This window comes from Listeria sp. Marseille-Q6474, assembly GCF_946902005.1.
In the GTDB taxonomy this organism is placed as follows: Bacteria; Bacillota; Bacilli; order Lactobacillales; family Listeriaceae; genus Listeria; species Listeria innocua.
On the sequence record NZ_CAMPPS010000001.1, the window covers coordinates 15,215 to 29,621 of the forward strand.

The 14,407-nt window shown below is 38.1% G+C and carries 14 protein-coding genes, 1 riboswitch and 1 other annotated feature; of the genes, 9 read left to right on the forward strand and 5 right to left on the reverse strand.

The genetic code is table 11. The annotated features are described in order from the left end of the window. Positions 1 to 3: 3 nt before the first annotated feature. A complete protein-coding gene (locus tag OC533_RS00120; RefSeq protein WP_194330283.1) occupies positions 4 to 1,413 on the forward strand; it encodes an o-succinylbenzoate--CoA ligase in 1,410 nt (469 codons plus the stop codon). Between the two features lie 20 nt (positions 1,414 to 1,433). Here OC533_RS00120 and OC533_RS00125 read toward each other — a convergent pair whose 3' ends face one another. Together OC533_RS00125 and yidD are read right to left on the reverse strand one after the other, a co-directional pair. Continuing rightward, positions 1,434 to 2,387: a metal ABC transporter substrate-binding protein gene (locus tag OC533_RS00125; RefSeq protein WP_194323531.1), complete on the reverse strand. Its 954-nt coding sequence runs from the start codon at positions 2,385 to 2,387 to the stop codon at positions 1,434 to 1,436. A gap of 148 nt (positions 2,388 to 2,535) precedes the next feature. Next, entirely contained in the window at positions 2,536 to 2,802 is a 267-nt protein-coding gene (yidD, locus tag OC533_RS00130; RefSeq protein WP_003762576.1) for a membrane protein insertion efficiency factor YidD, read from the reverse strand. A 73-nt stretch (positions 2,803 to 2,875) separates the two neighbouring features. Between yidD and ytkD the strand changes: the two genes are divergently transcribed. From ytkD to OC533_RS00145, 3 genes are read left to right on the forward strand one after another with little or no spacing between them, the layout of a single operon-like run. Then, positions 2,876 to 3,349, forward strand: coding sequence for an RNA deprotection pyrophosphohydrolase (gene ytkD / locus OC533_RS00135; protein WP_185482014.1), 474 nt, complete (start codon positions 2,876 to 2,878; stop codon positions 3,347 to 3,349). A 50-nt stretch (positions 3,350 to 3,399) separates the two neighbouring features. Beyond that, positions 3,400 to 3,642 (forward strand): DUF2584 domain-containing protein, encoded by a 243-nt coding sequence (locus OC533_RS00140; RefSeq protein WP_003762570.1) that lies wholly within the window; start codon positions 3,400 to 3,402, stop codon positions 3,640 to 3,642. A gap of 16 nt (positions 3,643 to 3,658) precedes the next feature. Next, positions 3,659 to 4,567, forward strand: coding sequence for an L-lactate dehydrogenase (locus OC533_RS00145; RefSeq protein ID WP_194323530.1), 909 nt, complete (start codon positions 3,659 to 3,661; stop codon positions 4,565 to 4,567). Between the two features lie 66 nt (positions 4,568 to 4,633). On the opposite strand, the gene OC533_RS00150 is transcribed toward OC533_RS00145, so the two are convergent. Beyond that, a complete protein-coding gene (locus OC533_RS00150; RefSeq protein ID WP_003772154.1) occupies positions 4,634 to 4,936 on the reverse strand; it encodes a hypothetical protein in 303 nt (100 codons plus the stop codon). 194 nt (positions 4,937 to 5,130) lie between these two features. Beyond that, positions 5,131 to 5,239, forward strand: a riboswitch (SAM riboswitch). 107 nt (positions 5,240 to 5,346) lie between these two features. On the opposite strand from OC533_RS00150, the gene metK reads away from it, so the two are divergent. Then, the gene (gene metK / locus OC533_RS00155) at positions 5,347 to 6,546 is read left to right on the forward strand and encodes a methionine adenosyltransferase (protein WP_194323529.1); all 1,200 of its coding nucleotides are present in this window, start codon (positions 5,347 to 5,349) and stop codon (positions 6,544 to 6,546) included. A 136-nt stretch (positions 6,547 to 6,682) separates the two neighbouring features. Continuing rightward, positions 6,683 to 8,548 carry an asparagine synthase (glutamine-hydrolyzing) gene (gene asnB / locus OC533_RS00160; RefSeq protein ID WP_070752903.1) on the forward strand — a complete coding sequence of 622 codons (1,866 nt, stop codon included), beginning with the start codon at positions 6,683 to 6,685 and terminating at the stop codon, positions 8,546 to 8,548. Positions 8,549 to 8,573: 25 nt separating this feature from the next. Here asnB and OC533_RS00165 read toward each other — a convergent pair whose 3' ends face one another. Beyond that, entirely contained in the window at positions 8,574 to 9,149 is a 576-nt protein-coding gene (locus OC533_RS00165; protein ID WP_194323528.1) for a class I SAM-dependent methyltransferase, read from the reverse strand. Beyond that, positions 9,146 to 10,111, reverse strand: coding sequence for a TIGR01212 family radical SAM protein (locus OC533_RS00170; RefSeq protein WP_194323527.1), 966 nt, complete (start codon positions 10,109 to 10,111; stop codon positions 9,146 to 9,148). Before OC533_RS00170 ends, OC533_RS00165 begins: the two co-directional genes overlap by 4 nt. A 128-nt stretch (positions 10,112 to 10,239) precedes the next feature. Continuing rightward, positions 10,240 to 10,441 (forward strand) — a binding site (T-box leader). A gap of 73 nt (positions 10,442 to 10,514) precedes the next feature. Here OC533_RS00170 and leuS point away from each other — a divergent pair. The 3 genes from leuS (at position 10,515) to rpsB (ending at position 14,379) form a co-directional block, all read left to right on the forward strand. Continuing rightward, a complete protein-coding gene (gene leuS, locus OC533_RS00175) occupies positions 10,515 to 12,926 on the forward strand; it encodes a leucine--tRNA ligase (RefSeq protein ID WP_194323526.1) in 2,412 nt (803 codons plus the stop codon). A gap of 131 nt (positions 12,927 to 13,057) precedes the next feature. Beyond that, positions 13,058 to 13,435 carry an ArpU family phage packaging/lysis transcriptional regulator gene (locus OC533_RS00180; RefSeq protein ID WP_070752911.1) on the forward strand — a complete coding sequence of 126 codons (378 nt, stop codon included), beginning with the start codon at positions 13,058 to 13,060 and terminating at the stop codon, positions 13,433 to 13,435. 194 nt (positions 13,436 to 13,629) lie between these two features. After that, positions 13,630 to 14,379, forward strand: a complete 750-nt coding sequence (gene rpsB / locus OC533_RS00185; RefSeq protein WP_003772143.1) for a 30S ribosomal protein S2 — start codon at positions 13,630 to 13,632, stop codon at positions 14,377 to 14,379. Positions 14,380 to 14,407: the final 28 nt, after the last annotated feature.

Genomic DNA, 14,407 nt, shown 5'->3' on the forward strand with positions numbered 1-14,407 from the left:
AAAATGGACATGACAAACTGGCTTCAAAAACGAGTGCGGCTTTCTCCTGGAGAAACCGCGCTCGTTTTTGAAGGAAAACAAGAAACGTTTGAAGAAATATATGAAGCCGTAGAGAAACTTGCGGGTAAATTATTCGCGCGTGGTATTAGAAAAGACGAGATGGTTGCTTTACTTGGAAAAAATGACCGAATGACTTTTTTACTTATTCATGCTTTGCAACAACTTGGAGCTATCACTTTATTCCTTAACAATCGTTTAACGAAAAAAGAGATTACTTTTCAATTGGCAAATGCTGAGGTAAAACAAGTGATTGTAGCAGATGTGTTTTTGGATAAAGTGACTTCTGGAATTAGCTATGAAGAGTTAGAGCAAACGACATACGTGGAACCCGATTTATGCAAAACATGGGATTTATCACGCACGGCTTCGGTTATGTATACTTCAGGAACAACTGGAAAACCAAAAGGTGTAATGCAAACATATGAAAATCATTGGTGGAGCGCTGTTTCTTCTGTTTTAAATTTAGGTTTAACGGAGAAAGATAGTTGGCTTTGCGCTGTACCTATTTTTCATATTAGCGGTTTATCAATTATGATGCGTTCCGTTATTTATGGTATTCCCGTGTATTTAGAAGAGCATTTCGATGAAGAAAAAATTACGCAATTGCTTGAAAGTGGTAAAATTTCTACCATCTCTGTAGTGACTTCGATGTTAGAACGATTGTTAAAAATTCAAGGCGGAAGCTACCATCCGAATTTGCGAACTGTTTTGTTAGGTGGGGGTCCGGCAAGTAAAGCTGTTTTGGAAATTTGTAAACAACGCGATATTCCATTAGTACAGTCGTTTGGAATGACTGAAACGGCTTCACAAATTGTGACATTGCCACCAAAAGATGCCTTAAACAAAATTGGCTCCTCAGGTAAAGCGTTATTTCCTGCAGAAGTAAAAATTGCTGACGATGGCGAAATTTTACTAAAAGGACCTTCGATTACACCTGGATATTTACACAATGAAGAAGCAACGGCAAAAGCTTTTATAGATGGCTGGTTTAAAACGGGCGATATTGGTTATTTGGATGAGGAGGGCTTCTTATTTGTTTTAGAGCGGCGTTCTGATTTAATTATTTCTGGTGGCGAAAATATTTATCCGACTGAAATAGAACATGTGATTGGCGCTTATGAGGCTGTGGAAGAAGTTGCGGTTGTAGGTAAATCAGATGCTAAATGGGGCAGTGTTCCTGTTGCTTTTATCGTTGTAAATGAAGGATTTGATGAAGGGGTATTAAAAGATATTTGTCAAACGAACTTGGCTAGTTTTAAAATCCCTAAGCAAATAACAATTGTGGAGCATCTACCGAAAACAGCTTCAGGCAAAATTCAGCGAAATAAATTAAAAGAAAGACACTCTAATTAATTAGAGCGCCTTTCTTTTTTTTAATAATCAAGTCCTTGTTTTAAAGCTTTTAAATTATCGTTCATGATGGAAAGATAATCGCGACCTTGGTCTATATCTTTTTGTGTCAGTGTTTCGAGATTATGAAGTGTCAGCGTTTTTGTATTTGTTTCTTGTTTGATGACATCTGCTATTTTTGAATTAGTGTTTTGTTCCAGCATAATGTAAGGGATTTTTGCTGCTTCGATTTTTTCCACGATAGTTTTTAATTTTTTTTGAGAAGGTTCGTCGCTAGTCGATACGCCGGCTATAGGGATTTGATGTAAGTTATATTCTGTTTCCCAGTAACTGTAAGCGGCATGAGCTGTAACAAAATCTTCTTGTTTTGCTTCACTTGTAACGGAGCGGAAATCTGTGTCTAATTTTTTTAATTTTTCTTCTACAGCTTGATAATTTTGCTCGAATGTTTCTTTTTGATCGGGCATTTCTTTAATTAACTTATCTTTTACGATAGTGGCCATTTGTTCCATATACACAGGGTTTAACCATACGTGTGGGTTTATATCGCCGTGCTCGTGTTCCTCTTCGCTTTCGTGGTCATGTTCTTCGGCCGCATCAGGATCTTTTGGCAAGTCGAGTTTTTCTGCGGTAGAGACAAAAGTAACATGTTCGTTCGCTAATGTTTTTTCTGCTTTATCGACAAAACCTTCCATACCAAGTCCGATATAGAAAAATAAATCGCTATCGGCAATTTTCATCATATCTTTCTGTGTCGGTTCAAAACTGTGGGCATCAGAACCAGGCGGGTAAATGCTTTTAACGTCTACATATTTGCCACCAATTTGTTCTGTTAAATACTGCAAAGGATAAACGGTAGTGTAGACGTTCAATTTACCGCTTTTTGTTGCTTTTGTATTACTACTGTCTGAACAGCCCGTAAGTATTAAAAAAACGGATAATAATGCTGTTAAAGCAAGAAGATAACTTTTTTTCAATCCATTCACTCCTCTAAATCGAAATTGTTCTTGTTTAAATAGTATACTAATCGTAGCAATTACGATTTATAGTCCGAATTTGATAATACCTTATTATTTCAGAAAAAGCAAGAAAAAATGAACCGGTATAAACCGATTCATGCTATTATTAATGGTGATGATGGGCTTTACAAGTATGGCCAGAATCATCATTTTTATCTTTTTTAGGTGGTACGAAATCAAGTCCGCCTTTATGAAAAGGGTGGCATTTGGAAATACGTCTAATTGCGAGATAACTTCCTTTTAGGGCGCCATGTGTTTCTATCGCTTCAATTCCGTAAGCAGAACAGGTCGGATAAAAACGACACGTAGCCGGAGTGAAACGAGAGATATATTTTTGATAAAGTCGGATTCCTCCGATAAGCATTTTTTTCATTAATATTCATCCTCTAAAATTCATCTTACTAACAGCTTACCATATTTTTGAAAAAAGAAAAGGAAGTGAGTTTTTGTTTATTTATAAAGATACTTTAGGCAATAAAGTGACCATTTATTTTGAAGAACAAGGGAAAAATCCAGATGACGTACTCATTATTCCTAAAATTGACGATGGTTGGCTTTTTACGGAACATAAAATTCGCGGTCTCGAATTCCCCGGTGGTAAAGGAGAGCACGGTGAAACGAGTCTTTTAGCAGCCCGCCGCGAACTAATGGAAGAGACTGGTGCAGTGGCTGAAGGATTTCATTTTGTTGCGGATTATTTAGTTGAATCTAAGGAACGAACTTTTACTAAACGGGTTTATACAGCAAAGATTGTTTCAATAACAAGGCAACAAAACTACTTTGAAACAAAAGGTCCAGTTGTTGTGAAAGGAACACTTAGTAAGTTTATTTTGCAACCGGCATTTAGTTTTTTTATGCGTGACGCTGGAATGGTACAAATTGTTAAGCAGGCTGAGCGGATTTTAAACGATAAAAACTAGTCAAACCAGGGTAATCTCTGCTATTATAAAAGAAACTGGAGGTGAGAAAATTGGGTATGCCACTTGAGGTAAACACAATGATCGTAACAAAGGGAAATGAAAAAAGAATTTCAGATAATTTCTTTGAACTGGAAAAAGTAGGTTACCGGATTTATCCAATTGATGTTCCAATTGCTGTTCGTAAAACAAAAGAAGGCGAAACACTTGGAGAAGCAATTCCGCGCAAACTTGTATGGGAAAATAATAAAACCATCATTAAATATGAATTAATCGCTTTAAATTCAAGTAACTAATTTTGGAGGGGATTTTTTGAAACGCAAAGTTGGTATAATTGGTGCTGGTCATGTTGGAAGCGACGTGGCTTTTTCTCTTGTTACGCAAGGGATTTGTGATGAAATCGTTATAATTGATAAAATAGAAGCAAAAGCAGAGAGTGAAGCGCTTGAGTTACGCGATATGGCATCGATGACTCGTTCCTATACAACCATTACAGCGAATAACTGGGAAGCTCTTTCAGATGCAGATATTATTGTGATGGCTGTTGGTCCGGAAACACTACTACGAGAAGATCGTATGGAAGAACTCGTTGAAACAAGTCGTTCGGTAACGGAGATTGTGCCGAAAATTTTAGCGACAGGTTTTAAAGGGATTTTTGTGAATATTACTAATCCGTGTGATGTTATTACCATGCTCATTCAAAAAATATCTGGTTTTGATCGTTCCCGTGTATTTGGAACAGGAACATCGCTTGATACCGCTAGAATGAGAAGAGTGGTTGGAGAAGCTTTACATATTAATCCAAAAAGCATCGAAGGTTACGTTCTTGGCGAGCATGGTGAATCACAATTCGTTGCGTGGTCGACTGTGAAAATCGGTGGCGTCAATTTCACTGATTATAAAACGAAGGCACCGCTTGATTTACCTGCTTTAAAAGATGCTGTACGCGGCGGTGGCTGGAATATTTTAACGGGTAAAGGTTGGACGAGTTTTGGAATTGCTACTGCTACAGCGGGAATTGTTGATGCTCTCTTAACAGATGCGAAACAAGTATTTCCGTTAGCTGTTTTTTCAGAACAAACAAATACATATATCGGACAACCAGCACTTATTGGAGCAAATGGGGTTCTAGATACGATAAAACCACCACTAACCAAAGAAGAACAAACTAATTTTGAACATTCAGCGGAAGTTATCCGTAAAGCTTTCGACTTGCTTTAGATTTAAAATTATCCATAAAAAAACTAGCTACATTAAAGATTCTCATCTTTTAACGTAGCTAGTTTTTTAAGCTGTTTTGACTTTTTTCTTTTGTTTAGGTTTTTTTGATTTTTTGGAAATAAAGCGAACTAGGCTAATAATAAGTGATACGACATATTCACCAAATGAACCAATAAAAATAGCAATAGCGATTTCTGTTTGTGACATCCCACCACCGTAAAAACTGATGAAAAATACCACACCACTTGCAATTAATCCCATTGTTGCTAGGAAATATTTAAACCAATACCAACGAAAAACAAAATCAAATAAACATACAACGGCTAAAAACCCAAGAAAAATAATCAAGGATAACGTAATTAAACTCATAGATACAATCTCCTTTAGATAAGTAAAACATCTTTTTTATCCATCTATCATACCACAGGATGGAAATAATGATAAGCGAAAAATAAAGGAAGGCATTTTTTTACTGTTTTTTGCAAATGGAAATCAAGACAAAACCGAATTTTTATTGCATATAGCCTCAGTTTATGGTATTCTATCTTAGAATTAAAATTTATCTCTTATCCAGAGCGGTAGAGGGACTGACCCTTTGAAGCCCAGCAACCTACACATATAAGTGAAAGGTGCTAATCTGTTGCAGGAGTAATATCTCCTGAACGATGAGAGCAAAGGTATAATTATAGCCTTTCTCTATTCGTGCGCGTTTCGTGCAAAATAGAGAGAGGCTTTTTATATGAGACGTATTTGGAGAGAACTAAAGGAGGAAAATAAAATTGGCTAAAAACCGTCATCTATTTACATCGGAATCGGTTTCTGATGGACATCCAGATAAAATTGCAGATCAAATATCTGATGCAATTTTAGATGCAATTATTTCAAAAGATCCGGACGCACGTGTCGCTTGTGAGACTACTGTGACGACTGGTTTAGTTTTAGTAGCAGGTGAGATTACTACTTCTGTTTATGTAGATATTCCTAAAATCGTTCGTGATACTATTAAAGAAATCGGCTATACTCGAGCAAAATATGGTTTTGATGCAGAGACATGTGCTGTTTTAACGGCTATTGACGAACAATCACCAGATATTGCGCAAGGTGTGGACGAGGCACTAGAATCAAGAAGTGGCAGCGAAATTGATGCTGCTATTGAAGCAATTGGGGCAGGAGACCAAGGTTTGATGTTTGGTTTTGCTACAGATGAAACAGAAGAGTTAATGCCACTACCAATCTTTTTGGCACATGGCTTGGCACGCAAGTTAACAGAATTACGCAAAACGAATAAATTAGATTATTTACGACCAGATGCGAAAACACAAGTAACCGTAGAATATGATGAATTTAATCAACCTGTTCGCATTGATACAATTGTTGTTTCAACGCAACATCATCCTGACATCACACAAGAACAAATCGCGAAAGACTTACACACACATCTATTCCCAGAAGTAATTGATGCTTCTTTCTTAGATGAAAATACGAAATACTTTATTAATCCAACTGGCCGCTTTGTTATTGGTGGACCACTTGGCGATGCTGGACTTACTGGCCGTAAAATTATCGTGGATACATACGGTGGTTATGCGCGTCACGGCGGGGGAGCGTTCTCTGGTAAAGATCCAACCAAAGTAGACCGTTCGGGTGCTTATGCTGCAAGATACGTAGCTAAAAATATCGTTGCTGCTGGACTTGCTAAAAAAGTAGAAGTACAAGTTGCATATGCCATCGGAGTTGCGCATCCAGTTTCCATTTCGATTGACACATATGGAACAAGTGACTATTCAGAACAAGAACTAATTGATGGCGTTAATGAGCTATTTGACTTACGCCCAGCTGGGATAATCCATATGCTTGATTTACGTCGTCCAATTTATCGTCAAACAGCTGCATTTGGTCATTTTGGCCGTAGCGACCTTGATTTACCTTGGGAAAGAACGGATAAAGCAGAAGCCTTAAAAAAATTAATCGTAAAATAAGCTTAACCGAACATTTCTTGTGAGGAATGTTCGGTTTTTTTCTTTCCTAAACAGTGCAAAGAAAGCCTAGTTATGATATGATAGACGTTGTGAAAAAAAGATAAAATGATTATCTATATAGAGGAGAAATGTTACCATGTGTGGATTTGTAGGATGCGTACATGACCGCATTACAGAAATTACTGGCGCTGATAAAGAAACCTTTAGACAAATGAACAGTATGATTACGCACCGTGGGCCAGATGATGAAGGATACTTCACAGATGATCACGTGCAGTTTGGTTTCCGCCGTTTAAGTATTATTGATGTAGAAAACGGTCATCAACCGTTAACGTATGAAAATGAACGTTACTGGATTATTTTTAATGGAGAAGTTTATAACTATGTGGAACTCCGCGAGCAATTAGTTGCTGAAGGAATGACATTTGAAACCGAAAGTGATACAGAAGTAATTATCGCTACATATGCGAAATACAAAGAAAAAACAGCAGAACGTCTTCGTGGGATGTTTGGTTTTGTTATTTGGGATAAACAAGAAGAACTTGTTTACGGCGCACGCGACCCATTCGGAATTAAACCATTTTTCTATGCAGAAGAAGACGGTAAGCTATTTATGGGTTCTGAAAAGAAATCCATTTTACATGCTTTAAAAGAAAAAGAATTAGATGAAGTTTCATTACAAAACTATATGACTTATCAATTCGTTCCAGAACCAGATTCCTTAACTAAAAATGTAAAACGCTTAGAACCAGGGCATCAGTTCACGAAAAAAATCGGTCAACCAATGGAGATTACAACTTATTGGAAAGCATCTTTTGCACCAGTAACTAAATCAGAAGACGCATGGATTAAAGAAGTGCGTGACGTAATGTATGATTCTGTAAAAATGCATATGCGCTCCGATGTACCAGTTGGTTCATTCCTATCTGGCGGTATTGATTCATCGATTATTGCGGCGATTGCCAAAGAATATCATCCTGCAATTAAAACATTCTCTGTTGGTTTTGAACGCGATGGTTTCAGTGAAATCGATGTAGCAAAAGAAACAGCAGATAAGCTTGGTGTAGAAAATATTAGTTATGTTATCTCACCGGAAGAATATATGAAAGAATTACCAAAAATTGTTTGGCATATGGATGACCCACTTGCTGATCCGGCTGCTATTCCGCTTTATTTCTTATCAAGAGAAGCGCGTAAACAAGTAACAGTAGCCTTATCAGGTGAGGGCGCAGATGAACTTTTTGGCGGTTATAACATTTATAACGAACCAAATTCCCTTGCGATGTTTAACAAAATGCCAGGCGTATTTAAATCAATGTTAAATAGCGTGGCGCGTATTATGCCTGAAGGAATGCGTGGTAAAAGTTTCTTAGAACGCGGAACAACACCGATGGAAGAACGTTACATCGGAAACGCCAAAATGTTCACAGAAAAAGAAAAACAAATTTTACTTCCGAAATACCAATCTGGTCATGATTATACGAACATTACAGATCCATTTTATGCAGAAACTAAGAATTATCATCCTGTAGAAAGAATGCAGTATATTGATATTCATACGTGGCTACGTGGAGATATTCTCCTAAAAGCTGACCGGATGACGATGGCTAATTCACTGGAAGTTCGTGTACCTTTCCTTGATAAAGAAGTGTACAATGTAGCAAGAAATATTCCAGATACAATGAAAACAACCAATGGAACAACCAAATACATCTTACGTAAAGCGGCAGCCACTTTTGTACCAGAACACGTACTTAATCGCCGTAAACTAGGATTCCCAGTACCAATTCGTCACTGGCTAAAAGACGAAATGAACGCTTGGGTTAAAAATATCATTAAAGAATCACCAACCGATCATTTAATTAACAAACAATATGTTCTAGGCTTACTAGAAGACCACTGTGCTGGTAAATTCGACTATAGTCGTAAAATCTGGACAGTTGTTATCTTTATGATTTGGTATGATGTATACGTAGCAGATAAATACGATTTTGGAAAATAAAAAGAAAACCTAGACAGGCTAATTACTAGCTTTGTCTAGGTTTTCTTTTTTCGATGATAATGACGAATGGGGCATCATTTTTTTGATTGATAAATTGATAAGATAAAACGTGGAAATCTTGTTGTGGGATTGCTTCACAAAAAGTCACAACAGCATCTTTTTCCAGTTTTCCAGCGGGGTGGCCGTGATATATAACGAGAATAATGACGCCACCAACTTCGAGTAGCTGCATTAAATGGCCAATGCTTTCTAACGTAGAATCAGCGGTTGTCGTAATTTCTTTATCGCCACCTGGCAAGTAGCCGAGATTGAAAATAGCAGCGCGAACAGGTTTTGTTGCATATTCTGGAATAAGCGCATGGCTAGCACATACGAGCTCTACTTGTGATGCGACACCCGCATTTTCTAAACGAGTTTTCGTTGCATCAATTGCCATTTGTTGAATATCAAACCCGAGCACATGACCATTTACACCCACAAGTTCTGCTAGTAAAAGCGTATCATGCCCATTGCCACATGTTGCGTCAATTACATAATCTCCAGAGCGAACTACTTTTCGAAGTGTGTCATGAGCGAAGGGGAGAATACCACGTAAATTCATTTGGAACTCACTTCCACAGGTTGATATAATTTCCCTTGCCAACTATCTCTTCGAACGAGTTCCGCATCAATGGCATTCAGTACTTCAAATTTATTTAAACTCCAAACTGGGCCAATTAAGTCATCCACGCCACCATCACCTGTAATTCGGTGAATAACCATTTCAGGAGGCAGAATTTCGAGTTGGTCAGCCACTAAGTTCACATAACCATCACGGGTTAAAAATTCTAAGTCACCTTTTTTATAATCTTCTACCATTGGCGTTCCTTTTAATAAATGGAGTAAATGGATTTTAATACCATCAACGCCACTTTCAACTACTTTTTGTGCGGTTTCCATCATCATTTCCGGCGTTTCTTTCGGAAGACCATTAATAATGTGAGTACAAATGCGGATATTATGTGTTTGTAGTTTGCGCACGCCTTCTAAATAACAATCATAGTCATGCGCGCGGTTAATTAAGCGCCCAGTTTCATCGTGAGCAGATTGCAAACCAAGCTCTAACCATAAATAAGTCCGTTCATTTAATTCAGCCAGGTATTCAACGACATCATCCGGCAAACAGTCAGGTCGTGTCGCAATCGAAAGCCCAACCACGCCAGGCTCATTCAAAACTGTTTCAAATTTCTCACGCAGTTCAGCAACAGGGGCATGAGTGTTAGTAAAAGCCTGGAAGTAAGCAATACATTTCCCGTCTTTCCATTTCGTTTGCATTTTGTCGCGCACTTGCTGGAATTGTACTTTTAAATCAAGCGCTCGGTTCCCAGCAAAATCACCAGAACCAGCCGCGCTACAAAATGTACAACCACCATGCGCTACTGTGCCATCACGATTTGGACAATCAAAACCGCCATCGAGCGCAACTTTATATGTCTTTTGCCCAAATTCTTCTCGTAAACAGTAGTTCCATGTATGGTATCTTTTATTATCATTACTATATACAAATGGATTCGTTTGTTTCACTAGTTTTAGACTCCTTCAAATGAAATTCTCCATTCATTTTAGCACATTTTACTACGAAAGTTAGATAAATCTTCAGACCGCTTGCTAAAAAACCTAAATTCAGCTACAATAAGACTAATGAATTTTGCGAAATAGCGATGAATTGGAGTAGTAATCTGCATATTTTGATGTGAAGAGAGCTGACGGTTGGTGCAAGTCAGTCACAAAATCCGGATGAACTTACCATGGAGCTTGGGTGTATCCCCGTTTTCCGCGTTAAGGAATTGTTAAGTTGAGTGGTTAAACACTAATGTGGGTGGTACCGCGGGAGAAGCATCTCTCGTCCCATGGCGATAAGCCGTTGGGATGTAGGGATTTTTTTGTAGCCAAAATTCGATATTTTAAGGAAAAGAGGATGAGTAAAGTGACATTTAATCATAAAAAAATGGAACCGAAATGGCAACAATATTGGAGTGAACATAACACTTTTAAAACAACAGAAGATAAAGACAAAGAAAACTTCTATGCACTAGATATGTTCCCTTACCCATCTGGAGCAGGTCTTCACGTAGGACATCCAGAAGGTTATACAGCAACAGATATTTTGTCTAGAATGAAACGTATGCAAGGGAAGAATGTCCTTCATCCAATCGGTTGGGATGCATTTGGACTTCCTGCAGAGCAATATGCGATTGATACTGGTAACGATCCAGAAGAATTCACCGCACTGAATATTGCCAACTTTACTCGCCAAATTAAATCTCTTGGTTTTTCCTATGATTGGGACCGTGAAATTAATACAACAGACCCAGAATATTATAAATGGACACAATGGATTTTTGAAAAACTATATGAAAAAGGCCTAGCTTATGAAGCCGAAATCGCTGTAAACTGGTGTCCGGCACTTGGAACCGTACTAGCCAACGAAGAAGTAATCGATGGCAAAAGTGAACGCGGTGGTTTCCCTGTTTTCCGCAAACCAATGCGTCAATGGATGCTTAAAATTACTGCCTATGCAGACCGTTTGCTAGATGACCTTGAACTTGTAGACTGGCCTGAAAATATTAAAGATATGCAACGTAACTGGATTGGTCGTTCAGAAGGCGCAGAAGTTACTTTTAAAATTAAAGATAGCGATGAAACGTTTAATGTCTTTACAACACGCCCAGATACACTTTTTGGCGCAACATATACGGTTTTTGCACCAGAACACGAACTTATCGAAAAAATCACAACACCTGAGCAAAAAGAAGCAGTTGAAGCTTATAAAAAACAAGTAGAACTAAAAAGCGAACTAGAAAGAACCGACCTTGCAAAAGACAAAACAGGCGTATTCACAGGAGCTTATGCGATTAATCCAATCAACGGCGAAGAAGTGCCGATTTGGATTGCGGACTACGTGTTGATTCAATATGGAACGGGTGCAATTATGGCCGTACCAGCACATGACGAACGCGACTTTGAATTTGCGCAACAATTTGGTTTGAATATTCGTCCAGTACTTGAAGGCGGCGACGTTACAAAAGAAGCTTTCACTGGCGATGGACCACATATTAACTCTGATTTCTTGAACGGACTAGCTAAAGCCGAAGCGATTACCGCTGCAATTGATTGGCTAGAAAAAGAAGACATCGGTAGCCGTAAAATCACGTATCGTTTGCGCGACTGGTTGTTCAGCAGACAACGTTACTGGGGTGAACCAATTCCAGTTATTCACTGGGAAGACGGGGAAACAACGCTTGTACCAGAAGACGAACTACCACTACTTCTACCAAAAGCAACAGAAATCAAACCATCAGGAACAGGCGAATCACCACTTGCTAACTTGCATGACTGGGTAAACGTAACAGACGAAAACGGTCGAAAAGGTCGTCGTGAAACAAATACTATGCCACAATGGGCTGGGTCAAGCTGGTATTTCCTGCGCTATATCGATCCAAACAATACAGAAGCAATTGCTGATAAAGAAAAATTAGCAGAATGGCTTCCTGTAGATGTTTATATCGGCGGGGCAGAGCATGCTGTACTTCACCTTCTTTATGCACGTTTCTGGCATAAATTCTTGTATGATATTGGCGTAGTTCCAACAAAAGAACCTTTCCAAAAACTATTTAACCAAGGCATGATTCTTGGCGAAAATAACGAAAAAATGTCCAAATCAAGAGGCAATGTCGTTAACCCTGATGAAGTAGTAGAAAAATACGGTGCAGACACACTTCGCTTGTACGAAATGTTCATGGGACCACTAGAAGCTTCTATTGCTTGGAATGAAAATGGACTAGAAGGTGCGCGTAAATTCTTAGACCGTATTTGGCGCTTGCTAGTAACTGAAGAAGGCACTCTTGCTGAAAAAGTAACAACCGATGCGAATGCTAATTTAGAAAAAGCGTATCATCATATGGTAAAAACAGTGACTAATCATTACGAAAATCTGCGTTTCAATACGGGAATTTCGCAATTAATGATTTTCATCAATGAAGCGTACAAACAAGATACGATTCCAAAACAATATGTTGAAGGTTTCGTGCAACTCTTGTCCCCAATCGCGCCACACCTTGCAGAAGAATTGTGGGAAATCCTTGGTCATACAGAAACAATTAGCTATGTAGCTTGGCCAGCCTACGATGAAACAAAACTAGTAGAAGATGAAGTAGAAATCGTACTTCAAGTAAATGGCAAAGTAAAAAGTAAAATCACCGTTGCAAAGTCACTCGGAAAAGAAGAACTAGAGAAACTCGCACATGAAGACGATAAAATCAAAGAAAACATAGACGGAAAAACCATCCGTAAAGTAATCGTCGTTCCAGGAAAACTTGTAAATATTGTTGCGAATTGATTAGAGAAACGCTTCGAAATTGAGCTTTGTTGCTAATTTTGAAGCGTTTTTTCTTTGGAAAATTTTAAGCAACATGCATAACAAATATAGCTAATATTTTGCTAGTATTAATGTAAAACGGGGTGTCAGCAATGAAAAACAGTATAGACTACATTAAAACTGTCCAAAATGTAAAACGTTTTTTTGAGGAGTTTCAGTATTTGGTCTTCCTTTTAGGACCTAGGAACAAAATAAAACTTAATTCTGAGGGAATAATAGAAGAAAAGTTAGTAACTGATGACAGTAGCTATCTAACTGCAATAGGAAAATTAGTTCAATTATATACAGAGATATTAAATACCATGAAACCTCTGCATCGTTTCATTCTAATTAAATGTTATATTGATAAACAAAAAGACATCGCTACAATGATGGAATTACCTTATGAAATAGCACAATTTAAAAGAATAAAAAAACAAGCCGTTCTCAGTTTAGCCGAAGAACTTGAGATTATCGTTGAAAAAAACTAGTTTAGGAAGAAAATCTGTATTACAGGTTGCATATTTCTCGTTTTTATGGTATATTAGGAAACGGTGTTAAATCACACACGCACGGTGACAGACTGAGAAGGTGCTTGGCGCTTGTTCGCTTAAGTTTTTCAGCTGGTTGATCCATGCGGAGGGCGGTTATCCGCAAAAAATAAACCAATAGGAGGGAATAACACATGCCTGTTATTTCAATGAAACAATTACTCGAAGCAGGAGTTCACTTCGGCCACCAAACTCGCCGTTGGAACCCAAAAATGAAGAAATATATCTTCACAGAAAGAAATGGTATTTATATCATTGACCTACAAAAAACAGTGAAAAAAGTAGACGAAGCTTTCAACTTCATGCGTGAAGTAGCTAGCGACAACGGAACTATCCTGTTTGTAGGAACTAAAAAACAAGCTCAAGAATCCGTTCGCGACGAAGCTATCCGTTCTGGACAATATTTCGTAAATCATCGTTGGTTAGGTGGTACTTTAACTAACTTTGAAACTATTCAAAAACGTATTCAACACCTTAAAAAAATCGAAAAAATGGAAGCAGACGGAACTTTTGAAGTCCTTCCTAAAAAAGAAGTAGTCCTTCTTAAAAAAGAACAAGAAAAACTAGAACGCTTCTTAGGCGGAATCAAAGACATGAAAGGTCTTCCTGATGCTTTATTCATCGTTGACCCACGCAAAGAACGTATTGCGGTTGCAGAAGCTCGTAAACTTCATATTCCTATCATCGGTATTGTTGATACAAACTGTGATCCGGATGAAATCGACTACGTAATCCCTGCAAATGATGATGCTATCCGTGCGGTTAAACTTTTAACTGCTAAAATGGCTGACGCTATCATTGAAGTGAACCAAGGGGAAGAGTTAACTGAAGCGGAAGTTGCTCCTGTAGAAGAAAAAGCTGCAGAAGAAACTACTGAAGCATAAGATTTTATTTGAAACTTTCAAGGTGATA

Bases quoted from the DNA above. Each gene is read 5' to 3' on its own strand.
- OC533_RS00120 (WP_194330283.1), top strand. From the start codon at position 4: ATGGACATGACAAACTGGCTTCAAAAACGAGTGCGGCTTTCTCCTGGA.
- yidD (WP_003762576.1), bottom strand. From the start codon at position 2,802: ATGAAAAAAATGCTTATCGGAGGAATCCGACTTTATCAAAAATATATC.
- OC533_RS00150 (WP_003772154.1), bottom strand. From the start codon at position 4,936: ATGAGTTTAATTACGTTATCCTTGATTATTTTTCTTGGGTTTTTAGCC.
- asnB (WP_070752903.1), top strand. From the start codon at position 6,683: ATGTGTGGATTTGTAGGATGCGTACATGACCGCATTACAGAAATTACT.
- OC533_RS00165 (WP_194323528.1), bottom strand. From the start codon at position 9,149: ATGAATTTACGTGGTATTCTCCCCTTCGCTCATGACACACTTCGAAAA.
- OC533_RS00180 (WP_070752911.1), top strand. From the start codon at position 13,058: ATGAAAAACAGTATAGACTACATTAAAACTGTCCAAAATGTAAAACGT.
- rpsB (WP_003772143.1), top strand. From the start codon at position 13,630: ATGCCTGTTATTTCAATGAAACAATTACTCGAAGCAGGAGTTCACTTC.